The following is a 21242-nucleotide window of genomic DNA, read 5'->3' on the forward strand; positions in this document are numbered from 1 at the left end:
TTATGGAATAAATATGTGATTCGCTCAAAGCAATCGAAATGTGTTTTTATGATAATCAATAACCCCATCGCGCTTCATATAGGACAGCTCTCGTGAAAGCGCGCTGCGTTCCACGTTAAGATATTCAGCCATAGCGTTTCTATTCATGGGAATGGCAAATGTCCTTTTTTGTTGTTTGCGGGACATCCGCCATAAATGTTCTCTATGCCACAGCTATTAACAGCCCTTTTAGGCGGCGGTGTTGCGCTGCTGGTACTTTCGCCATTAAAAAAGCTTAACTGATGCAAAGCGTGGGCATTATGAAAAGTAAAAACAGCCACGGCGATACCTCCTTAGATACCGCCGTTAGGCCGCCTTAATCAAAATTTAGACTTTTCTCTCTCGTCCATGCCCTCAAACTGCACTTGATTTTCGTCAATTGTGATTGTGATTAGATCGGTACTATATTCATCTGCCAAAGAAACCATTTTCGTTACGACATCGTGCTCGGTCAGCGTCAGCAAATCATCCAGTGGGGTTTCATCCCAAAAGGCTTCTATGGCACTGACGATACCGCCGATAGCGTAATCACGCTCGCCAATCGTCAAGCGATCTTTGTCTGCGATGTGATAGGAAAACTGATACCACAAATTACACCAAGCGCCATAGCCCCCGTCTTCCGTATCTTTTGAAAGGATGGTTCCGGCAAACCACGGATCTTCCTCCGGGCGTCCGGTATTCAGGCTTTGTATCATACGGAAATTTTCTTCACCGGAAAGCGTCCTCGTCAACGTCACAAAAGCACGTTCCTCCACCGAGAGTTCCACCCGGTAATCATTTCGTGCGGCATCCTCCCCAATCCGATCCCATCCGTCAAGGTTTTCGTTGGCCCATTCCAGCAAGGCAGCATTAAAATCGGCCACGGTCATCTGTTGGTAATTGGGGGTTTTGAGAGCCAATAGTGAGGCATACTCCTCGCTTGTGCCATATCCGTACTGGCGCGGCTCTTGTTCATTGAAGCCGGGATCATCGGTACTGGCGGGCAGGGTATCTACATAGCCAGAAAGCGGCATAAACCAAAATTGAATGGAAAGTTGCAGGCATTTAAGGCTGTGCGTCTGGGCAATGCCCTCAATTTTTGATTGAAGCACCGCCGTCTGATCTCCTTGGAGTTCTTTCAAAGACATTCCCTGTAAAAGCGCTGGCATGGCATTTGCAACGCCGAGCCGCGCATCGTTGTACTCCCGGACGGTCAGCGTGTCTGCATCCAGTATCGTCATCGTGAGTTGATATTCCAGTGTCGCGTTGTCTGATGCCTCATAATTTGTCGTTGCATAGCCGCCGAAGTCTCTTTCCTGCCATCTTTCGGCAATAAGCGGTTCTAACACATTAAACAGGAATGAGGCGGTTTCATTGTTGTCTTTCCTATCATAAAGCGTTTGGTCCTGTGAAAAACGCTCCAGAAGCTCTCTATATTCGACTGTATCAATCAATTCAAAAATCTGTGTCCGAAACTCGGAAACGGTCATATCCTCATAACCGTCAAGCTGTAACGCAAACAGCTTGTTATACTCTTCATCGGTAAAGCCAGTATTGGGAACAGGGCTTAACCGATTATTTCCTGCCGCGGCAGAGGTGGCAAAAGCAACCATGACTCCAGCAACCAAAACAACCGCAACACATGTGGCAATCAACGATGTTTTCTTGATTTTCATAATAGCGGTCACTCTTTCTTCAATGGCGTTTTTGCTAAAGCTGTTACATAGCGGGGTCAGACCGCTTTTTGTTTCCTCCATACTGATAAGCATCCGCGCATAAATCGACTTGTTTCCCGTTCCAAAAAGCCGAACAACCACCTCATCACAGGAAAGTTCAATATCACGGTTTGCCAGGATATACATAGCCCATACCAACGGATTAAACCAGTGGATGCAGAGTGCCACAACCAAAACCAGCTTCGTGAAAGCGTCAAAACGCCGGATATGAACATACTCATGGGCCAAAACGTATGGAAGCGATTTTGTATCATTCCAGTCTGTACCCTTTGGCATCAAAATCACAGGCCGGAGAAAGCCGTAGGTGAGAGGGGCGCAAATCCGGCTGGACTGCCTAATGGCGATTTGACGCTTTATTTTATGTGTAATGAGCCAGCTTTTTACAAAATCATTCTCCACAGGCAGAGAGGTCTGAAACTCCCGACGGCATCGGATATACGAAATTGCAAAAAACAGGAAACAGATAAGTGCGCCAACAGCCCAAATGACTGTCCATATGGAAATGGAGCTTCCCGTTTCATTGATACCGGCTGTACTTGGGAGCATCGTCATAGCCTGGGTCGGAGTGACCGGGATAAAGTTTGCCACGGGGGTCTGCTGTACCGCTTGCATAGCGGATGTCCTATGGCCTATGACCGAATAAAGGCTAAACATGGACGGTAAAGATAATGGGATCAACAAGCGCAATAGCGCAACCCCCCATAGCGCCAAAAAGGTCTTTTTCGGCAATCTGTTAATTGCCAGCGCACGAATGACAACAATCGCTAAAATTAAAATGGCACCGGAAAAACTCATTTGCAGTAAGCTCATAGTTACCTCCTCATTCTAAATCGCCAACAATCTGTTTCAACTTTTCGATCTGTTCAGCGGAAAGTTTCTTCCTGCCGAGCAGAGCCGCAAATAGCTTATCAGCAGAACCGTCATAGACTTTATTGATCAGTTCGTTGGTTTCCGCCTCTTGGACGGACTCTTTCGGTATCAATGCGCGGCACATAAAGCCCGGCTCGGAGCGTTCAATCGCCCCTTTTTTGATGCACCGCTTTATGAGAGTATAGGTCGTGTTTACATTCCAGCCCAACTGCCCGGTCAGTTGTTTAGCAATCTGCTTTGCCGGAATGTCACCCTCTTTCCAGAGCACCTCCATTACTTTCAATTCAGAGTCAAAAAGTTTTACAGCCATCAAACAGGAACTCCTTTCATAAGACACCAGTAGTATTTTTAAAATTAAACTACCACAGTCTTAATGCTTTGTCAATACTACTCGTGTCTTAAATCTTCCGAATATAAAATAGTCGGTAGTATGAAATACCAGGCGCAAAAGAGAGCCCAAGGGAATGACGCAGCTGCGTCCTCACTTTTTGTTGCGTGTGCAACAGGAAATTTGAGCAAATTGTACTATAATGAAAGTTGAAAAGCAAAGGAAAAGACGGTGGTAAAGGTGAACACAGTTTTTACTTATTGGTTTTACGGTTTAGCAGCGGTTTTACTCATTCTTTCCTTTGTGAAAGACACGAATAAAACACTGTTGTCCGATCAGGATAAAAAGGCAATCTATGAAAATGCGGACAAGCTATAACAATACTGATCATCCATATCCGGCGGTTATTCATTGACATTAACAGACTACTGTGATAGTATATGGGAAATGTACGATAAAGAACACACAATGAATATGAGGTGAACACGGGTATGGAAAAGACACTGTTTGATTCAGAAAGAAAGGTAATGGAAGTAATCTGGAAAGAAGGAGAAGTAACAGCCAAACAGATTTCCCTGACCCTACGTGATACCGTCGGCTGGAATAAGAATACCACCCACACGGTCATTAAAAAATGTATCCAGAAGGGCTTTATTGAACGCCTGGAGCCGAATTTTGTCTGCAGGGCTCTCCTTTCCAAAGAACAGGCAGTTCAGGATGATACCAGGGAATTTGTAAACCGTGTCTTTGACGGCTCCGTCCCCCTGCTTTTTTCGGCGCTGTTATCCCAGAGGACCCTGTCAAAAAAGGAACTGGAGGAATTAAAGCAAATGATCAATGAAATGGAGTGAGCCTATGAACCTGCTGCAGATGAGCCTTTCGGCTTCCGTTCTGATTCTGATGGCCGTGGCCTTTCGGAAGTTCTTTTCTGACAGAATACCCAGAACCGTTTTTTCGCTGCTCTGGCTGCTTGCCTGGTGGAAGCTGATGATTCCCGTACCGACGGGCTTTCCTGTGCCTGTGGCGCATTCGTTAAGCGGAAAAATGCCGGATATCACCGCGGCTTTACCTTTTTCGGCGGGAACCTGGCAAACAGCCGGGGCCGGGCCAGACTTTGGATGGAATCTCCTTAAAATCCTATGGCTTTGCGGCGCTGTAGCTGTCAGCCTGTATATCGCTTACATTCATGCCGCCAGTATGAAGAAATACCGCACAGCAATTCTCCTTAAGAAATCTTCCTGGATTCCCATGTGGCTGGAGCAGAAGCGTTCCTTCCGCAGAATTACCGTCCGGGTTTCGGACGAGATTGATTCCCCCTTAACCTATGGTATCTTTTTTCCGGTGATCCTGCTTCCAAAACAGACCGACTGGGCGGACAATGAGAGCATGAATCTGATCCTGGAACATGAAGCGGCCCACATCCGGCATCTGGATGCACTGAAAAAGCTGTGCCTGACCATATCCTGTGTCTGCCACTGGTTTAACCCTCTGGTATGGCTCATGGCTGCCCTGGCCTGCCGGGATATGGAGCTGGCCTGCGATGAAGCCGTAGTCCGGGCCGTGGGAGGAGAAAACCGTAAGCTTTATGCCGATTTACTGGTAGAACTGGAAGCAAAGAGAGCCGGAATCCATCTTCTGACCTCCGGTTTTGGGCAAAGCCTTATAAGAGAACGAATCTTTTACATCATGAAAAAGAAAGAAAAAGTTTCCCTCACAGGAATCCTCTTTTCCCTTGCCATGGTCATAAGCTGTATCACCGTTTATGGCGCAATGCCCTCCGGCACTTTTTCTCTGAACTTCCGGAAGGATGACCCGACCCTTGGAGGCATCTTTGAGCTGTACTCCGTGGAAGAATACCAAAGGATCGTAGATGCTGTAAAAGCAGACAGGGGCGAGAAAGACCCGGACGCCGTAGCCATGGAACGGGATCTGAACCGCCTGAAAGCTGACAATGGGAAAGGAGAATATGTCATTTATAAAGGGGCGTTTCTTATGGAAACAGAAACGGTTATGGTCTCCTTTAACCCAACCATTGTCATGCGGCCGGAACTTATGAACCGGAATGTACCTCTGACTGCCGAAACCTACCGGAATGATATGACAGAGGTGGCAGAGATTCTGGACGATGCAATAGCGGACGGATTTCTCACAGAAGCGCAGAAGAAACGGGTGATGGATAAAATGGATGAGAATCTGGCTGGGATAAAATCAGCCCCAGTGCCTTGAAAAGGAATGGTAAAAAATATGAGCAGAATCCCACTTTTGGAAGATGATTTGAGCCTGGTAAACGGGCTGTCTTTTGCTTTTAAAAAATGGGGCTTTTCACTGGATGTGGCAAGGACGCTGCTGGAGGCGGAGCGTCTGTGGGAGGACGGAACATACGACCTTCTGGTTTTGGATGTGGCGCTGCCTGACGGTTCCGGTTTTGCGTTCTGCCAAAAAGTCCGGCAAATTTCCAAGGTGCCCATTATCTTTCTAACGGCTTCCGATGAAGAAATGAACATAATCATGGGACTTGATATAGGCGGCGATGACTATATCACAAAACCCTTCAAGCTGGGTGTTTTGGAGTCAAGAATCAATGCGCTTCTTCGGCGGGCAAACGATTTCGGGGCGGCGGACACGGAGCTTGTGTCAAATAATATCCGTATCTGCCTGCTTAAAGGACAGGCTTTCAAAAACGGGGAGCTTCTGGATCTGACGGCGGCGGAATACAGGCTTTTGTGCCTTTTTATGCAGAACCCAAACGTGGTGCTGCCCAGGGAACGGATCTTGGAAAAGCTGTGGGACTGCGAAGGCAGCTTTATCGACAGCGGTTCCCTTACCGTCTATATGCGCAGGCTGAGAATGAAGGTTGAGGATGATCCGGGCGAGCCCCGGATGCTTTTAACCGTCCGGGGCATGGGCTACAAATGGAACGTAACGGGGTAAATTTTTATGAAAGTATTTAGGATCTTGGCAAACCGGGAGATCAGGCATCTTTTCCTTCTGATCTCCCTTATTATGGCACTCTTTCTTCTGCTGGCGGAGCTTTGCTTCCTGTTTCTTTATCAGCGGTTTTCCCCGCGGATTGCACTGCTTACCTTGGCGGCGGCGATCGCTTTGTGGACTTCCTGCTGCCGGTATTTTATCCGTCAGGACAGGATCATGGAACACGCGGTGTCGCAGATCGATTCCTTTCTTTCCGGGAATGCGCGCGCCCGCATCGAATGTGACGAGGAAGGGGAGCTGTATCGGCTGTTTCACTGTGTAAATTCGCTGGCAACGGTGTTAAACGCCCAAGCCGCAAATGAACTGCGGGAAAAGGAATTTTTGAAAAATACCATGTCCGACATTTCCCATCAGCTCAAAACGCCGCTGGCAGCCCTGAACATATATAACGGCCTGATGCAGGAGGAGGCAAAGGACTGGCCCGCCATGGAAGAATTTGCCGCCCTGTCGGAGCAGGAGCTTGACCGGATTGAAGCCCTGGTGAAAAACCTGCTGACAATCGCAAGGATGGACGCCGGTTCCATCTCTCTTGAAAAGACTTCGGAAAACCTGGCGGAGATGATGCGGAATATTCAGCTGCATTTTGCCTACAGGGCCAAACAGGAACAGAAACAAATCGTTCTGTCCAGCCCCAATGAGGTGTCCCTTTTCTGTGACCGCGACTGGCTGATGGAAGCCATTGATAATCTTGTGAAGAATGCCCTGGACCATACGCAAAAGGGAGATACGGTGCGGATGGAGTGGCGGGCTCTCCCCAACCTTGTCCAGGTTTGCGTAAGAGACAACGGCAGCGGCATTCACCCGGAGGATTTGCACCATATTTTCAAGCGGTTTTACCGCAGCCGCTTTTCCAAAGACCAGCAGGGCATCGGGCTGGGCCTTCCCCTTGCGAAGATGATTATTGAAGCCCACAGCGGAACCATCGAGGTGGACAGCACACCAGGTGCAGGTACCGTATTTACCATAAATTTTCTGATTCCTACAAAATTGTAATCTTACGGTAGCCTTACAGTAATATTCATGTGCTAATCTCTCAGGTATAGGAGGTATTTACACAATGAATTTATTAGAAGTCAGTAACATCTGCAAGACCTACGGCAGCGGGGATGCTGCTGTGAAGGCTCTGAGGGACGTCAGCTTTTCCGTTCCAAAGGGCGAATATGTAGCGATTGTGGGAGAATCCGGTTCCGGCAAGAGTACACTCCTTAACATGATCGGCGCCCTGGATACCCCCACATCGGGGAAGGTAACGATTGACGACAGGAATATTTTTTCCATGGACGAGCGCAGGCTTACCGTTTTCCGGCGCAGGAATATCGGTTTTATCTTTCAGGCATTCAACCTTGTGCCGGAGCTTACGGTGGAGCAGAATATCATTTTCCCCATGCTGCTTGATTATCAGAAGCCGGACAAAACGTATCTGGAGGAACTTCTCGCGGTGCTGAATCTAAAGGAACGCCGGAATCATCTGCCCAGCCAGTTATCTGGAGGACAGCAGCAGAGAGCCGCCATCGGGCGGGCGCTGATCGCGAGGCCGTCTCTGATTCTTGCCGATGAACCCACGGGAAATTTGGATACGCAAAACAGCAGCGAGGTAATCGCCCTTCTTAAAGAAGCGTCCCGTAAATACAAGCAGACTATCATCATGATTACCCACAACCGCAGTATCGCACAGACCGCCGACCGGGTTTTGCAGGTATCGGACGGGGAACTGACTGATCTGGGAAGGGCAGGGGATGTCCGGGGGACGTCTGCCATGAGCGGACCAGAATGGAAAGGAGGCCGGGAATGAAAAGTTATCTCAGCCTTATTCCAATTTCTGCAAAGGTACACAGGCGAAGGAACCGTATGACGATTTTGTGCATTGTGTTTGCAGTGTTCCTTGTGACTGCCATTTTCAGTGTGGCGGACATGGTGACCCAAGGAGAACATATTGCCATGATAAATAAACACGGAAACTGGCATATCAGTCTCTCTAATGTCTCGCGGGATACGGCACAGGGAATCCGGGTGCGCCCGGATGTGACTGCGGCAGGTTTTTCCTCGGTGTTTAACCTTGATGGGGAACAGCCCTACTACGTCAATGAAAAAAAGGCGGTTCTGTACGGTACGGAAGAAGCCTGTATAAAGCAGATTTCAAACGGCATTATTGAAGGCGATTTTCCGCAAAAGGACGACCAGGTCATGTTAAGCCCCAATGCCATCGGCGCCCTTAAGGTATGGCCCGGCGACGAAATAACCGTGCATACGCCTGCTGGTGACAGGGTTTTCACGGTATCCGGTCTTGGCACGGATGACAAGGGTTATTATGAGGGCCAGACTTATCTGGTAGGTGTCTATATGACGCAGAGAGCTTTTTCGTCCCTCATGGAGCAAAACAAAATTGCGGACAATGACACAACCCTTTATGTGCAGTTTCAGAGCGCGGCAAAAGCAGCAAAGGCAAAAAAGGAGCTTGCGGCGCAATATGGGCTGCCGGAGGAGAGTATTTCTGAAAACACCGGCGTTATGGGCACGGCAGGCTACAGCAAAAGTAAATCCATGAACGGCTTCTATCAGATTGCTGCCATCCTGTTCGTATTAGTGCTGCTGGCAGGCACACTGATGATTTCCGGCAGCATGAACAGCAATCTTGCCCAAAGGACCCAGTTCTTTGGTATGATGCGCTGTATTGGCGCAAGCCGCCGGCAGATTATCCGGTTTGTACGTCTGGAAGCGCTGAACTGGTGCAAACGGGCGGTGCCAATGGGAATGCTGCTTGGAACCCTTGCAAGCTGGGGTGTCTGCGGGATGCTCCGCTACGGCATAGGCGGTGAATGGGATACTATGCCGGTGTTCAAAGTAAGTTCTGTGGGCCTTATCTGCGGAGCCATGGTAGGAATCATAACCGTTCTCCTGTCGGCAGAGTCCCCGGCCAGACGGGCGGCAAAAGTTTCCCCTGTATCTGCGGTTTCCGGCAATGCAGGAAATACGCCGGCAGTCCGCCGGGCCGCAAGAACTGGCTTTCTAAAAATCGAATCCTCTCTGGGTATCCATCATGCGGTGGCGGTCAGAAAAGGATGGTTTTTCATGACGGCGTCCTTTGCGCTCGGTATTATTTTGCTGCTTTCTTTTTCGGTGCTTTTGGACTTTGCAAAGCTGCTGATGCCTTCCCAGTCCGTTACGACCGCGGATCTGGCGCTGAACGGGTATGCCAATGCAAAGATACTGGATCGTGAACTGGTTGACGAAATCAGGAAAATGGAAGGGGTCTCCAATGTCTACGGATGTAACTACAGAGACAATATTCCGGCAGTGTCCTTGAGGGAGGGAATCGACCATATCAATGTGGTATCCTATGACGAGACTCTGCTGGAGTATGCAAAAGAAAGCGTTGTGCAGGGGGATTTGTCAGAAATTTATGGAAACAGTAACAAAGCGGCAACGGTTTTTAATAAGGATAACCCGTTAAAGGTGGGCGATATTGTTAAGATAGGCAGCACAGAGATTGAGATTTCCTGTATCCTGTCCCAGGGGCTGTTTGGCGACAGCCAGATTTTAATCTGTTCCCAGAAGACCTATGATCGATTGATGGGACCGGAAAAGTATTGTTTAATCGGCGTGCAGCTTGGGAGGAATGCCACGGAAGAAACCGTGGCACAAATCAGAGACTTTGAAAACAGCCAGGTGATTGTCAGCGACCTGCGGGAATACAATCAGCAGAACAATGCCACTTATCTGGCAACCCGGATGATCACTTATGGATTCCTTGCGATCATCGGAATCATTACCTTGTTTAATATCATTAACAGTATTTCCATGAGTGTGTCTGCGAGGACAAAACAGTACGGGGCCATGCGGGCCGTGGGTATGGATGGAAGGCAGCTTACCCGGATGATTGCTGCAGAGGCTTTCACCTACGCTGTTTCCGGCCTGATTGCCGGTTTCGGAATCGGGATTCCCCTGAGCCGTTTTCTGTATATTGGACTGATTACCCGCCATTTGGGAGTGGAGTGGCGGCTGTCTGGAGCACTAATTGGAATCGTGATTGTTTTTGTTGTTTTCTCTGCTCTAATCGCAGTATACGCTCCGGCCAAAAGGATATGCAATATGGCGATTACCGTCACAATCAATGAATTATGATTGAATGCTGATTCCTGTCCGGTACTGATACTCCGAAATATTTAGCATTCCATCATCCAGTATCTGATTGCCCAGATACTGGATACCGCCGTTCTCTAATCATCTGACTGTAAGCTCATAGGTTATGACCGCATCATCGCACAGAATCATCTGGCATACTGCATCCACAGTCAGGGTAAATGTTCCATCTTCATTTTCTCTAATCTGTGTCACATCGGGAACAGAAGTACTGAAGAAACTGGGGTGCGTAATTTCCGCACCCCATTCTCTCCCATCGGTAGACTTGACGCCCTTCATCAAACACAGCCCACTGCCGAAGTTCTTCCCTGCCTTCCCTGGCGCCGGACAGTGAAAAATCCTCTGGTTCTTTTCCTCCACAGGCACACAAAAACCCTGTCATCACTATGATAATAGTCTGGATATATATTTCCATGGAAATCCTTCCTTTATTTCATATCGTATACGCCGGGAATCTCCAGCTCCTTTTTCTCTATGGAATTGGATAAATAACGGAATGTTCCATCATCAAAGGGCTGGACGGTTATGATGTTGGTAAACGCACAGTCGGAGTTATAATCCGGCCATACCTCATCTACAAAGAGGGTCAGCGTTCCGTCCGGGTTCTCCTTATCCCCCACCACTTCCCCAAAAGGCGGATACGGGCTGGAAAAGATTATTTCATACGGATAGCTGTCTGTGTCTGCGCGGTAACCGCATATCTCCCTTATCCGTTCCTTTGTGACTGGAAAATGCGTGGTCATGATCCGTTCATATACCTCTGCAGGTATCTCCCCGTTTTCCGGCCGCAGAATCTCTCCCGTATCCATGCGGTACAGGTCCTCAAACATACATGGCATCAGGATATCCTCCACGTTGCTGCTGTCCCAGTCCGTTACAAGGACATTGTAATTGACATAGCTAAGTCCGTCCAGATATTTTTCTGTCAACTCCCTGCACCGGTCAGAAAGCGGGGCTGCCCGCCAGAACTGGCGCAGGCTGGAATGATAGAGCTGTACCGTATAGGCGTAAATGAAATATCCCTTTTCTGTCAGTTTTATCTCCGCAATATCACTGACAGCAGTTGATATGATTTCCGGTACGCCCCTTCCCTCCATCCGATCTGTACATAAAAGGTCTGCAGGTTTCCTCTCCTGTGTATAAATGTATAAGCACCGATCAGCCCATCCAGATTCACGTCAAAAATAGTAACCAGGCTGTCCTGCCCTTTTTAATAAGCAGAATAAAAGTCCCGGACACTGTTATGGTTTTCCATATTTGCCCCGTCAGTAACGCTTACATATCCGGCCTCTCTCAGCATGGATACTACCCGGTTCCTGGGATTCTTCCGGCTGCTTTCGGCCTTTGTCCCCCTTGAAGCCTGTAAAGAAGCTCCCGGTTGCCACTGTCAAACATAACAGGATAAGCAAGAAACCTCCCTTTCTGAACAACTGCTTTAAATCTTCCAACTAATCATCCCCTCCATATACTTCCTTCCACTGGTCCTCTGTCAGCCGGTCCGAATGCCACCACAGCTCACAGCCGCCCTCCGGAAAAATAATCTGATTGGATACATACTGAAAACCTCCATCGTCAAGGGAACGGACCACGGTTTTGTGGGTATACACCCTGGAGGTGTTTTCCTCCGGGTATACGGCATTCACAGTCAAAGTTAACGTTCCGTCATCATTTTCCGTATAACTGACCACCTCCGGATATGGGATATCCGGATATTCAACCTCATAAAACCCTCTCGACCTGTATTCATAAGTCTGATCCTCCGGGATATAGGCGGCCTTCCTATGCAGCTCCTCGTGATCAATTTGCAAATGACGCTCAATGACATGTTCAAATACATCTGCCGGTATCCTGTAAACGGCTCCGGCGTCTAAATCATCATCCGGCGTAAAAGGAACCGGCTGTTCATAGATATCAGGATAGAACCTGTCAAATACATCATAAAAATCCAGATTCCCAAAATCCTGCTCGCTCCAGTCCGTAAGGAAAAGATTATTTCCCCCATACCCCACCGGCAACAAATACTGTCGGTTCAATTCCCTGCACGTTTCATCCAGCGGCTTAACCCTCAGCGCCGTATGTTCCGGTTCATCACTGAGGGAAAGCACATAATAGCTTTCGGAATAATAACTTCCCTCAAACAGCAGGTAGCCTTCTTCCGTATATTTCCACGATTCTGCCGGATAGCTTACGGTACTTAAGTTTTTCGGAATCCCATTGCTATACTGATAATATCCTCTGGTTACATTTACTGCTCCCTCTGCTGCAAGAAGGTCATACTTTATAAATCCGCCGGAACTGGTGACTGCGATTATGGTAAGTTTGTCATCCTGCGCTTCCTCTACGGATCTACAAAAGCGTAAAACCTGTTCCGAACCGACCATGTCAATCTGATTTTCTTCGTCCACCACGGCATAACCATATTCTCCGATCCGTTCAACTATGCGTCTTGTCACTTCCAGCTCTCCAACCGTTCCCATTTCTACTGCCTGTTCATAAATGTCACGATAAAGCTCTGCAATGGATTCCCCATCAGAATCACGGTCTTCTCCCATTTGTTCCTTTTCCGAATATTCTTCTCTGACTTCTGCATTTTGCGGTATCTCCTGATTTTCCTCTGCCTTTTTGCCGCATCCGGACACTATAAAAAGAAGGACACCTGCAGCAATAAATAGTTTTTGCTTTCCCATGTTTTTCATCTCTGTCAGACCACCTTTTATCAATATCTCTTATTTTAGAATTCCCGCCATGCGCAGCAGATACCTGGCATTTGTGGTAGTGCAGCGCCCCACATTTTGGCAGCAGAGAAGCATTGCACATCTATTTATCCAGCTGGGTTACGACAAGACAAAACTGATGTCCTGCCATAATCAGGGTTTCCAGTATCTCCACATCCTTTCAATTACTGATTTTTTTATACAGGGATATCATACTGCATGATGATGTTATGGAAACAGTCATGGAACCCCAGTTTTCTGTAAAGTTCAACGGCCTCCTCCGAACCGCTGAGCGTAACTGCCCTTACTCCGTTTTCAAAAAGCTCCCCCAGTGCCTGCGAGCATATCGAAATTGCCGCTTTCCTCCTGCGGTATTCCTGTATGGTGGAAACAAATTCCAAAGACGCCGTATCCCCTGTCCGGATTGTGGAGGCCGTGGATACCGGCTTCCCATCCATCTCGCACAGATAAAACCGGAGATTCTCTTTTTCAAGCCAGACAGCATAATGCTCTGCGTCAATCATTTCCCATCCGTGGAGGGCGGTATTTACCACATCCACCCATATCCGGAAATCCTCCTTTGTACGAACCCTTCTGCATATCACATCCCCATCCGCGGGAAAGTATGGCCGGAAATCATTTTTATGAAGGAGCATTCCCGGCTCTGGTCCCTCTGCCTGGGACGAAAGATTCTGGAAGCCTTTGGATTCCAGCAGCGGAATGACGTTCCAGGGTGTAGCATCCGGCGTAATGATCCACCGCTGCGGAACTGTCCCCGACCGGATACCCTCGATCATCGGCTCCAGTTCCTCCTCCCATGATTTCTCATGGAGTTTTACATGAAAAACCAGGGAAGGGCCTTTTTCCCCCCCTCCTTCGGCATAATCCATTCCACCATGCCTTCCTGAAGTCCAACAATGCCAGAGAGGGAAAAAGTACGGTAATAATTGTAATATCCGTTTATAACCATTTCTTTCTCTCTTTCCCTCACAAAGCTGTCCATGATGTCTTCCGGTATAGTGATTTCATACTCGCAGGTCATATCCCCGTTCAACGCGGAATGCACGACCCTCCCCTCCAGTTCTCTTCCCAGAAAAGCTTCCGTAAAATTCATGACATGCCCCAGACTGCAATGGCACAACACTGGAGAAACCACAGAATCGGACAGGATAGATTCCTTTGCAAAAGGACAGTGGCAGGCATGGTATCGCTTCATCCTGTTATCCGCTGTCTTCAGGTATTCGTTCATATTACACGGGAACGCCATGCAGTACAGCTTATTCCCTTTTCTGACAGGGGCCAGCATGGACGGATTCTGCCTGATAAACTCCAGCACCTCATCCGTTATATCCTGGCCGTAAAAATCTTTCTTTTCCCGGTTCAGTTCCTCAAAATGATTCATTTCATCATCCTGATGTTTCTGGAGAAATACATCCAGGTCCCCAATTTTCAGAAATTTTTCACGCGCCCAGACAGACTGTGAAGGGTGAAGCCCGTGCCTTACCCGGCAGAGTATCTTTTCTACGGTTTTTATGTCTGCCATCCTCTCAAACCGCTCTATGAAAAGGTACATGTTACGGCACTGGCAGCTGCACTCGGATTCTATGTCCGGCAGGGTAAGCCCGTCTGTAAGTTCCTTCCAGAATTTCTCTCCCAGTTCCGCGCAGATTTCCCTCTGAAATGTGCTGAGCCCAAATTTTTCGTCATAATTTATATTTGTATCTCCCATGTATCTCTCCTCCCATTTTCATATACTGAACGGCATAATTAAATTATGCACTTCTTTTCCAGTCAGTCAAGTGGAAAATCCAGTTGCATTTCATCCTTTCGGAAGTTAAATCCCAATTTTTCATAAAGCCGTCTGCCCTGTTTTGTAGCGCCCAGACATACCCGGCCCGCACCCCACTCTTTGGCGGACTGCAGACATTTTACTACCATCTGCTGAGCCAGACCCTGCCTGCGGTAATGGGGATGGGTATATACATTGTGAAGAAACCCAACCCGTCCGCTGGGGTTCTCCAAAACAGGCAATTCTTCTACCAGCGAGAGCATAGCACAGGAAACAATCTTTCCCTCGTCCTCCGCTAACCAGACTACACATGTACCCACGGACAAATGCTTTCGCAGATATCCCTCCACAGCCTTGGCAAAAAGTTCACTGCCCCGGGTACCTTTTACTGTTTCTTGAAACTGTCTGCGCACTTCTATCAGCCGATCCACATCTTCTACATCCGCTTTATGTATGACCATATTACCCACACCCGCCTTCTTCAAAATGTCCGCAATCTTTATATTTTCTCTCTTTCAAACACGCTTTCGCTGAATATGTTTATGTTTTCTTCATAAGCATTTAAGGTCCGTGTGATTCTACCTTCTGACTGGAAAACCACCGCATCATCCCCATTTTGTATGCTCTTTGCAGGAAATGCCTGTAACCTTTGCCTGCTTGCCATCTGGTTTTTTAAATAATTCTCCTGTACCGCTGCCCGGTTCTCCTGTACCCTTTTCACTGCCTTACTCTCTATTTCCCCTATCAGTTCTTCCATCCTTTCATGGCGTTTCTCCCACCATGATTTTTCATTGTCTGCAGAAAGTGGTGAACCGTCCTTTACAGGTATCCCTTCGCCATGGCACTGTTCAGGTGTCGCCCCGATGACCTGATAGCCAATCATCCTGGAACCCATGATTCCGGTACCGGAATACATTTTCCTAACCATTCCTAATACTGTTTTTTCCCATTCCGGATCTGATTTCATTCTTTCAAAACATTCCTCAGTAATTGTCAGTGCCCCGCCCACGCAGGTAGAACGGTACCAGCCACTGACAGGCATAACCGACATTTCATTCATGAACCACTGCTTGTATTCGTCCATCGTCATTTCCTCTTTGGATTTACCGGAAAGGCTGTGGTCATATACAAACCCAAAATAACTCGGCGTCTGCGAAACCACCATATCCCCTTCCCATGGAGATAATCCGGACTTTTCTGCTGTCTCCTTTTCTTTTGCGGTTTTCTGCATACCCGCCGAAAAACTTCCCTTATCTGCTGCTTTTCTTCTGCTGCTTGTGCAGGGGGTACGGATTCATCCCTGCACCGCTCACGTTACCAATACTCATACCAGTCTCCTTTCTTGTACCCTCTGCGGTTAAAAAGCCGGAAAACGTACTCCTATTATCACCCTGTTGACCGATTTTGAGAAGACTCCGGGTTCTTATTCCACAAGTTCAATCTCAAAGAAATCTCAAGAATCATGGAAAGATATTTATATTGTAACCAGATAAAATGTTCTGAAATTCCCCTTTACCGCAAAAAGGACGGCCATCACAAACGATTGCCGCCCTGCAATTATTTTCCTGTCCTATATCTGCTTCAAACCATTCAGGCGGAGAATTCCTTCCGTATCTCCGCTTTATTCCATCTTTTCCGGCCACTTTAACCCATCTGTTTCCCTTAATAATCCCATATGAAACAACACCTGCACGCAGTCCGCATATCCCTGGATATATGCCCTTCTCTCCTGAACAGACGCAAAGTCCTCCAGGCAGTCTTTCATTTTTTCCGCCTGATTCTGCTGCTCTGCAGATAAGGTTTTTAAAAATTCTTCCCACTCCGGCTCGGTTTCTTTCCAGACAGCCAGAGCCTCTTCATACTCCGGCGTGCGGATATAACTTTCCCTGTTCACATTCTCCCCGTTTAAGTTACCCAGGAACTCAGCCATTTTCACCCACATATCATTTGACATTTCCATTTCTCCTTCCTCATTCTTAATTTCAATTCCTGCATTTTCCGTATATTCCTATCTCCTGATGCACATTATATATGTTATAGGAGAACTTTTTCAACCATAATCGCTTAATTATTGAAACTATAGCAGATAAAATTAAGCCATTATACTTGGAGGTGAACGGATGGACGACTTATTAAAACAGATTGGAAACCGGATACTTCATCGCAGGAAGCAGCTCCGGATGACACAGGAAGAACTGTCTGAAAAGGCAGGTATCACCCCTCAGACCGTTTCTTCCGCAGAACTTGGCAAAAAGGCGCTGCGCCCGGAAAATATCATCCGGGTCTGTTCCGCACTGGAAATCAGCACCGATTACCTGCTTCTCGGAGAAGTGAATGCCAGCGACCACTGGATCCTGATTTCCAGAATCTCAAATCTGCATCCCGCACAATACCGTCATCTCGAAGATATTATCAACAGCTTTATCTCCGCCTTGGAGGTGCGTGAAACACAAAAAAGTAAATAGTTCTCCCCATGTTAATCAGTTACTCCGAAATGCTGACATGGTATCTGCAATCAGTGCTCGTGTTGCCTGATCCATCTCTTTTGGCGGATATTCTCCATCTGGTTTCTTCTCCGACTTGAAAGCGCCCTGTTTCCATATAGTTTCACTTTTTATCTCTGTTTTATCCTCTGTCTGCCTGACATTTTCCTTACGGCCAAGAATCTCCGCAACGATTTCTTCGATTGCCGCCCTGTCTATAGTCTGGGGAATGGCAATATCCGGTGTTTCCGGGCAGTTGATATAGTGGAGGACCGCATTCACAAGAAACTGTGCTTTGCTGCGCGGCCCCTGTTTTTCCAGCAGACGAATCACGGCGTCATGGGCCGGATCATTTTCATTGAATTTGATACAGAACCGCTCCCGGTCTTTCTTTCCACCCATAAGCTCACCTGCCTGCCGTTTCCATCTTATAGAGAAATTCATATCCCTTTGCATTGGCATTGATATCCTCCACAAATAAAGCATTCCCCACCTTCCCGGAAGCTTCAATCTGTCGGCGCAGAAGAATGGCGCCGCCCCCCACAAATACCACTATGCCGGACATCAGATCCAGCATACGCTCCCGCAGGCTGTTTGCCAGGTCATTTACAAAATCCTGCGCCAGCTTTTCTACAAGGGTGTAGACTTTCGGGGCATAGGTGCTCTCACCGTTCTTTAAGATACCGTCAATATCCGTTTCTTCCAGCAGGATGTCAAATTCCGAGTTGGCTTTCGTCCGAATCCGGTTATAGAGCAGGATCACTCCGTTTTCCAGGGAATCGCAGATACTCAGATCCGCCCGCCCGGAACGCATCATCAGGTAGTCTGCCGTAAACCCGCCGATATCTACGATAAGCACCCTCGGCTTGTCCAGCAGCCTGTCCATCATGGTCACGGCCGCCGCAAAAGCCTGGGGATAGCAGCGCACATCTTCAATATAGATGGTATACGGGTTGTCACGGTATTGGAAGTTTATAATGCCCCTGTTGGAAAAATACCGTATAAAGGACTGATTCTGTGCCCCATAATGTGCTGGCGGAAGCCCCACAGCCAGAGACACATGCACCACTTCCTCCCCATACCTCTCCTTTAAATGGAGTTCCTCTGCGATACCGAATAAGGTCAGGATAAAAAAGCGGTCATCCTCTGTCTTATCCCTTTTATAAGGAATCCTCTGGTTTGACAACGTGTAAAACTTCCCCTGGTATTCCAGGATGTCGCTGCCGAATGGTCTGGTAATGCTCTCCATTAGCCCGGACACAAAGGGCCTGCTGTGGATTGTCTTCATCTGTTTGTTTCCGTGGTCGATTGCAATTAACATAGTTTTTCATCTCCTTTTTTATTTTATACTTATCCTTTACGCATGGATTACGCATTTTTCAACAGAAACATTCTTTTTGGAAAAAGAAAAAAGCAGAGGTGACAGCATATAAAACTGCCACACCCTGCTTTCCGCACAAGATAACCTGTCCTGCCCTCTCCGGTCAGGTATGTATCCCATAATACGCTTTTTCCATATTCTCCCGGCCATGGAGGATAACACCTCCGCAGATACCGTTCCCATAGGGCGTCTGTTCCTGGAAGAAAAAGCTGTACGGTTCAAAATCATCATACACCGTGATCTGCCTGCTGCCTTTCCATCTCAGGAAATGGTCTGCCAGGAACTTCCCCAGTTTTTTCCGCAATGCCTTCGTCTCCGCCACTGTTTTCAGATTCCTCCTGCTCTGAAATTCTATCTTTGGCCTGCTGCTTTCTTCTAAGGACAGCATCTTTATCTGCATACCATCCTCCCGGCTCTGCTTTATGGAAGTTTTAAATTTCTCATAGGAAAGCCGGACTGTTTCAGTTCTGCCGGACACCTTCCCTCCCCCTGCGTCACTGAGCCAGGTAAATTCTATTTCCAGAATATCCGCCTGCTCGAAAGACTTCTGTAATGACACTTTTGCAAAGGAACGGATATCGGATACCGTCATATATCGTCTTTCTTCCAGTTCCAGCAGCTCTTTCTCCGTAAGGACAAAGCCCTGGGGAGAGTGGCAATCTTTAGAGAACGTCCGCAGGGTAATGCAGTCCTCGGATGCGGATAGTTTTATCATCGTCCTGTTATTCATCTTATAGCCTCCTTCCAAACAGGGGAGAGCGTCTGTTCCCTCTCCCCGTATACTATGATTTACTTGTTTCTGGCCGCAGTCTGTTAAGGGGTATTTCACTCGCCTGCCATCTGGAAAAACTGGGCCGGCGTCAGAACCTTTATTCCCAGTTCCCTTGCCTTTGCCAGCTTGCTTCCGGCATTCTCCCCGCAGACCAGGTAATCCGTCTTTTTGCTCACCGAACTCCCGGCATGGGCGCCCAGAGATTCAATCTTCTCATTGATGCCGCTGCGGGTATAGGGTTCCACCTTTCCGGTCACCACGACAGTCAACCCCACAAAAGGGTTTTCCCTTACTGCGTCCGTATTGTTTTCCGCTGTCCTTTTTTCGATATGTAACATTTGCTGTAATACCTCCCATACATACAGATTTTCTTCATCATAAAACCACTCATGGATATTGTTGTGCAGGGTATCCCCAAAATCAGGGAGCTGCGTAAAATCATACTGGTGATGCACCGCGTCCTCAAATTCCTCCAGGTCACTATGGAACACTCCGGCAAGGGTCCGGCTGGCCGTATTTCCCACCATAAGAATATCCATGGCAATCAGATACTGCTCAAAGGTGGTATTCCTGCTGCCCTGGATGGCATTCCACAGGCGCTGCCAGGATTTCTCCCCGAAGCCTTCCATATTTACAATCTCGTCCTTATGCCGGTCAAGCCCATAGATATCCATGTAGGTGTGAATCCACCCTTTTCCAATGAATTTCTCCAGAGTTGCCTCTGACAGACCTTCGATATTCATAGCTTTCTGGCTGACGAAATGCACGAACTGGCGCAGACGCCTGGTCTCACAGTTCTGGTTATCGCAGAACAGAGTCTTAGTAATCTTATCTTTCCCATTTTCCACGGAACGGCTCTCGTGGATGCGGGCAGGCTCCCCACAGCAGGGGCATTTTTTCGGCACGGCCTGCTCCATGACAAAGCGGCCGCGGTCCAGATTTTCCTCTACATGGGGGATGATCATATTCCGCTTGCTGACCAGTATCCGGCAGCCGGGCATCAGCTCCATCCCTTCAATAAAGGAAAGGTTGTGCAGGCTTGCCCTGGATACCTCGCATCCATCTATCTCCACCGGCTCAAAAACCGCCACCGGCGAGATCTCCCCGGAACGGGAAGGATTCCACTCAATGAAGAACAGCTTTGTTTCGTGGAGCTTGTCCTCGAATTTAAAGGCCAGCCCATCTTTGTAGTGATGCCCTGTCCTGCCGCAGGACCGGGAAAAGGCTATGTCATTGTAGGAAGCCACGATCCCGTCAATGGGGATATCGCCCGCCTCTGCAAACTGCCGCAGCTTTGCAATACCGTCCGCCATCTCCTGGCAGGCCAGTTTCCTCTTGCTGATGACAAATTTGCAGACCTGGAAACCCAGTTCCGGGAGTTTCCGCAGTTTCTGGGACTTTGATTCCATTTCCTGAAATCCTTCCACCACGGCAAAGGGCATGAACATCACCCTGCGCTCCCGGCAGACCGCCGCATCCAGAAGGCGCACGGAGCCGGCGGCCAGGTTCCTTCCGTTCTTGTAACGCTCACCGCTGCTGTCCGTCAGGGTTTCCTGCAGTTTCAAAAAATCACCGGGGCGGATGAACGCCTCCCCGCTCACCACCAGACGTTCCCTGTGGGGAATGTGCTGTGGTATCCCGGAAATGCCCCGGACATTGTGTGTCACCACTTCGCCGGTATCTCCGTCACCACGGGTGGCAGCCTCGGCCAGTTTCCCGTCCTCATAAGTCAGCTTGACCGTCAGGCCGTCCAGTTTTAACATCAAAAGGATCTGATGCTCCCCTGCAAAGGAGACCAGTTCCTCCACGCTTTTCGTCTTGTCCAGTGAGAGCAGCGGGATCGGATGGCCTGTCTTTTTAAGCTCACTGACTGCCTGAAATCCCACTGTCTGGGTGGGAGAATCTGCCATCCATATCCCCGTTTCCTTCTCCAATGCTGCCAGCTCGTCATACATCCGGTCATAGACTTCATCGGTAACAGACGGGGCATTACTGTTATAATACTCATCCCTGTACCGGT

The 21242-nt window shown here is 48.3% G+C and carries 22 protein-coding genes and 1 pseudogene; 7 read left to right on the forward strand and 16 right to left on the reverse strand.

Annotated elements, in window-relative coordinates:
* Nucleotides 1-24: 24 nt before the first annotated feature.
* Genes NSB25_RS29590 through NSB25_RS02015 form a run of 4 tightly spaced genes read right to left on the reverse strand, consistent with a single transcriptional unit; the run spans nucleotide 25 to nucleotide 2934 of the window.
* Complete coding sequence (locus tag NSB25_RS29590) at nucleotides 25-186, reverse strand: helix-turn-helix domain-containing protein (protein WP_103237941.1); 162 nt, start codon at nucleotides 184-186, stop codon at nucleotides 25-27.
* The gene (locus NSB25_RS02005; protein ID WP_172454916.1) at nucleotides 144-320 is read right to left on the reverse strand and encodes a hypothetical protein; all 177 of its coding nucleotides are present in this window, start codon (nucleotides 318-320) and stop codon (nucleotides 144-146) included. The genes NSB25_RS29590 and NSB25_RS02005 overlap by 43 nt, the downstream gene beginning before the upstream one ends.
* 39 nt (nucleotides 321-359) lie before the next feature.
* Complete coding sequence (locus tag NSB25_RS02010) at nucleotides 360-2564, reverse strand: M56 family metallopeptidase (protein WP_103237940.1); 2205 nt, start codon at nucleotides 2562-2564, stop codon at nucleotides 360-362.
* A 10-nt stretch (nucleotides 2565-2574) separates the two neighbouring features.
* Nucleotides 2575-2934, reverse strand: coding sequence for a BlaI/MecI/CopY family transcriptional regulator (locus NSB25_RS02015; RefSeq protein ID WP_103237939.1), 360 nt, complete (start codon nucleotides 2932-2934; stop codon nucleotides 2575-2577).
* A gap of 509 nt (nucleotides 2935-3443) precedes the next feature.
* Here NSB25_RS02015 and NSB25_RS02020 point away from each other — a divergent pair.
* The 6 genes from NSB25_RS02020 (at nucleotide 3444) to NSB25_RS02045 (ending at nucleotide 10065) form a co-directional block, all read left to right on the forward strand.
* On the forward strand, nucleotides 3444-3803 hold the full coding sequence (locus NSB25_RS02020; protein ID WP_103237938.1) for a BlaI/MecI/CopY family transcriptional regulator: 360 nt from the start codon (nucleotides 3444-3446) through the stop codon (nucleotides 3801-3803).
* Nucleotides 3790-5178, forward strand: coding sequence for a M56 family metallopeptidase (locus tag NSB25_RS02025; protein ID WP_103237937.1), 1389 nt, complete (start codon nucleotides 3790-3792; stop codon nucleotides 5176-5178). Before NSB25_RS02020 ends, NSB25_RS02025 begins: the two co-directional genes overlap by 14 nt.
* Nucleotides 5179-5196: 18 nt before the next feature.
* A complete protein-coding gene (locus tag NSB25_RS02030; RefSeq protein ID WP_103238012.1) occupies nucleotides 5197-5883 on the forward strand; it encodes a response regulator transcription factor in 687 nt (228 codons plus the stop codon).
* Nucleotides 5884-5889: 6 nt separating this feature from the next.
* Nucleotides 5890-6936, forward strand: a complete 1047-nt coding sequence (locus NSB25_RS02035; protein ID WP_103237936.1) for a sensor histidine kinase — start codon at nucleotides 5890-5892, stop codon at nucleotides 6934-6936.
* 64 nt (nucleotides 6937-7000) lie between these two features.
* A complete protein-coding gene (locus NSB25_RS02040) occupies nucleotides 7001-7735 on the forward strand; it encodes an ABC transporter ATP-binding protein (protein WP_103237935.1) in 735 nt (244 codons plus the stop codon).
* Nucleotides 7732-10065 (forward strand): ABC transporter permease, encoded by a 2334-nt coding sequence (locus NSB25_RS02045; RefSeq protein WP_103237934.1) that lies wholly within the window; start codon nucleotides 7732-7734, stop codon nucleotides 10063-10065. The genes NSB25_RS02040 and NSB25_RS02045 overlap by 4 nt, the downstream gene beginning before the upstream one ends.
* A gap of 99 nt (nucleotides 10066-10164) precedes the next feature.
* Here NSB25_RS02045 and NSB25_RS29120 read toward each other — a convergent pair whose 3' ends face one another.
* The 8 genes from NSB25_RS29120 to NSB25_RS02085 all read right to left on the reverse strand — a co-directional run bounded on the left by NSB25_RS29120 (nucleotide 10165) and on the right by NSB25_RS02085 (nucleotide 16540).
* Nucleotides 10165-10449, reverse strand: a complete 285-nt coding sequence (locus tag NSB25_RS29120; RefSeq protein ID WP_330671168.1) for a DUF6070 family protein — start codon at nucleotides 10447-10449, stop codon at nucleotides 10165-10167.
* A 62-nt stretch (nucleotides 10450-10511) separates the two neighbouring features.
* Nucleotides 10512-11180 carry a DUF6070 family protein gene (locus tag NSB25_RS02055; protein ID WP_207656127.1) on the reverse strand — a complete coding sequence of 223 codons (669 nt, stop codon included), beginning with the start codon at nucleotides 11178-11180 and terminating at the stop codon, nucleotides 10512-10514.
* A 351-nt stretch (nucleotides 11181-11531) separates the two neighbouring features.
* Nucleotides 11532-12779 carry a DUF6070 family protein gene (locus NSB25_RS02060; protein WP_103237932.1) on the reverse strand — a complete coding sequence of 416 codons (1248 nt, stop codon included), beginning with the start codon at nucleotides 12777-12779 and terminating at the stop codon, nucleotides 11532-11534.
* A gap of 215 nt (nucleotides 12780-12994) precedes the next feature.
* A complete protein-coding gene (locus NSB25_RS02065) occupies nucleotides 12995-13687 on the reverse strand; it encodes a GNAT family N-acetyltransferase (protein ID WP_103237931.1) in 693 nt (230 codons plus the stop codon).
* Complete coding sequence (locus NSB25_RS02070; RefSeq protein WP_103237930.1) at nucleotides 13633-14526, reverse strand: hypothetical protein; 894 nt, start codon at nucleotides 14524-14526, stop codon at nucleotides 13633-13635. The genes NSB25_RS02065 and NSB25_RS02070 overlap by 55 nt, the downstream gene beginning before the upstream one ends.
* Before the next feature lie 62 nt (nucleotides 14527-14588).
* The gene (locus NSB25_RS02075; RefSeq protein ID WP_146039957.1) at nucleotides 14589-15047 is read right to left on the reverse strand and encodes a GNAT family N-acetyltransferase; all 459 of its coding nucleotides are present in this window, start codon (nucleotides 15045-15047) and stop codon (nucleotides 14589-14591) included.
* Nucleotides 15048-15085: 38 nt separating this feature from the next.
* Entirely contained in the window at nucleotides 15086-15817 is a 732-nt protein-coding gene (locus NSB25_RS02080; protein ID WP_242982269.1) for a hypothetical protein, read from the reverse strand.
* A gap of 390 nt (nucleotides 15818-16207) precedes the next feature.
* Nucleotides 16208-16540 carry a DUF6809 family protein gene (locus tag NSB25_RS02085; protein WP_146039956.1) on the reverse strand — a complete coding sequence of 111 codons (333 nt, stop codon included), beginning with the start codon at nucleotides 16538-16540 and terminating at the stop codon, nucleotides 16208-16210.
* Nucleotides 16541-16706: 166 nt separating this feature from the next.
* On the opposite strand from NSB25_RS02085, the gene NSB25_RS02090 reads away from it, so the two are divergent.
* Nucleotides 16707-17051, forward strand: a complete 345-nt coding sequence (locus NSB25_RS02090) for a helix-turn-helix domain-containing protein (RefSeq protein WP_103237927.1) — start codon at nucleotides 16707-16709, stop codon at nucleotides 17049-17051.
* Nucleotides 17052-17066: 15 nt separating this feature from the next.
* Here the strand turns inward: NSB25_RS02090 and NSB25_RS02095 are convergent, their stop codons facing one another.
* The 4 genes and pseudogenes from NSB25_RS02095 to ligA form a co-directional block, all read right to left on the reverse strand.
* Nucleotides 17067-17471: a hypothetical protein gene (locus NSB25_RS02095; protein WP_103237926.1), complete on the reverse strand. Its 405-nt coding sequence runs from the start codon at nucleotides 17469-17471 to the stop codon at nucleotides 17067-17069.
* A 4-nt stretch (nucleotides 17472-17475) separates the two neighbouring features.
* Nucleotides 17476-18390 carry a ParM/StbA family protein gene (locus NSB25_RS02100; RefSeq protein ID WP_103237925.1) on the reverse strand — a complete coding sequence of 305 codons (915 nt, stop codon included), beginning with the start codon at nucleotides 18388-18390 and terminating at the stop codon, nucleotides 17476-17478.
* A 163-nt stretch (nucleotides 18391-18553) separates the two neighbouring features.
* Nucleotides 18554-19180: a DUF4120 family protein gene (locus tag NSB25_RS02105; RefSeq protein WP_103237924.1), complete on the reverse strand. Its 627-nt coding sequence runs from the start codon at nucleotides 19178-19180 to the stop codon at nucleotides 18554-18556.
* Between the two features lie 95 nt (nucleotides 19181-19275).
* Nucleotides 19276-21192, reverse strand: a pseudogene (ligA, locus tag NSB25_RS02110) (NAD-dependent DNA ligase LigA); the annotation flags it as partial.
* Nucleotides 21193-21242 lie beyond the last annotated feature (50 nt).

This window comes from Acetatifactor muris (assembly GCF_024623325.1).
Classification (GTDB): Bacteria; Bacillota; Clostridia; order Lachnospirales; family Lachnospiraceae; genus Acetatifactor; species Acetatifactor muris.

What these genes read in the sequence shown, in the direction of transcription:
- NSB25_RS02040 (WP_103237935.1), top strand. Translation starts at nt 7,001, where the DNA reads ATGAATTTATTAGAAGTCAGTAACATCTGCAAGACCTACGGCAGCGGG.
- NSB25_RS02060 (WP_103237932.1), bottom strand. Translation starts at nt 12,779, where the DNA reads ATGAAAAACATGGGAAAGCAAAAACTATTTATTGCTGCAGGTGTCCTT.
- NSB25_RS02055 (WP_207656127.1), bottom strand. Translation starts at nt 11,180, where the DNA reads ATGGAGGGAAGGGGCGTACCGGAAATCATATCAACTGCTGTCAGTGAT.
- NSB25_RS02035 (WP_103237936.1), top strand. Translation starts at nt 5,890, where the DNA reads ATGAAAGTATTTAGGATCTTGGCAAACCGGGAGATCAGGCATCTTTTC.
- NSB25_RS02045 (WP_103237934.1), top strand. Translation starts at nt 7,732, where the DNA reads ATGAAAAGTTATCTCAGCCTTATTCCAATTTCTGCAAAGGTACACAGG.
- NSB25_RS02105 (WP_103237924.1), bottom strand. Translation starts at nt 19,180, where the DNA reads ATGAATAACAGGACGATGATAAAACTATCCGCATCCGAGGACTGCATT.
- NSB25_RS02010 (WP_103237940.1), bottom strand. Translation starts at nt 2,564, where the DNA reads ATGAGCTTACTGCAAATGAGTTTTTCCGGTGCCATTTTAATTTTAGCG.
- NSB25_RS02080 (WP_242982269.1), bottom strand. Translation starts at nt 15,817, where the DNA reads ATGCAGAAAACCGCAAAAGAAAAGGAGACAGCAGAAAAGTCCGGATTA.
- NSB25_RS02020 (WP_103237938.1), top strand. Translation starts at nt 3,444, where the DNA reads ATGGAAAAGACACTGTTTGATTCAGAAAGAAAGGTAATGGAAGTAATC.
- NSB25_RS02025 (WP_103237937.1), top strand. Translation starts at nt 3,790, where the DNA reads ATGAAATGGAGTGAGCCTATGAACCTGCTGCAGATGAGCCTTTCGGCT.
- NSB25_RS02015 (WP_103237939.1), bottom strand. Translation starts at nt 2,934, where the DNA reads ATGGCTGTAAAACTTTTTGACTCTGAATTGAAAGTAATGGAGGTGCTC.
- NSB25_RS02090 (WP_103237927.1), top strand. Translation starts at nt 16,707, where the DNA reads ATGGACGACTTATTAAAACAGATTGGAAACCGGATACTTCATCGCAGG.
- NSB25_RS02100 (WP_103237925.1), bottom strand. Translation starts at nt 18,390, where the DNA reads ATGTTAATTGCAATCGACCACGGAAACAAACAGATGAAGACAATCCAC.
- NSB25_RS02065 (WP_103237931.1), bottom strand. Translation starts at nt 13,687, where the DNA reads ATGGATTATGCCGAAGGAGGGGGGGAAAAAGGCCCTTCCCTGGTTTTT.
- NSB25_RS02075 (WP_146039957.1), bottom strand. Translation starts at nt 15,047, where the DNA reads ATGGTCATACATAAAGCGGATGTAGAAGATGTGGATCGGCTGATAGAA.
- NSB25_RS29590 (WP_103237941.1), bottom strand. Translation starts at nt 186, where the DNA reads ATGTCCCGCAAACAACAAAAAAGGACATTTGCCATTCCCATGAATAGA.
- NSB25_RS02095 (WP_103237926.1), bottom strand. Translation starts at nt 17,471, where the DNA reads ATGGGTGGAAAGAAAGACCGGGAGCGGTTCTGTATCAAATTCAATGAA.
- NSB25_RS02070 (WP_103237930.1), bottom strand. Translation starts at nt 14,526, where the DNA reads ATGGGAGATACAAATATAAATTATGACGAAAAATTTGGGCTCAGCACA.
- NSB25_RS02085 (WP_146039956.1), bottom strand. Translation starts at nt 16,540, where the DNA reads ATGTCAAATGATATGTGGGTGAAAATGGCTGAGTTCCTGGGTAACTTA.
- NSB25_RS02030 (WP_103238012.1), top strand. Translation starts at nt 5,197, where the DNA reads ATGAGCAGAATCCCACTTTTGGAAGATGATTTGAGCCTGGTAAACGGG.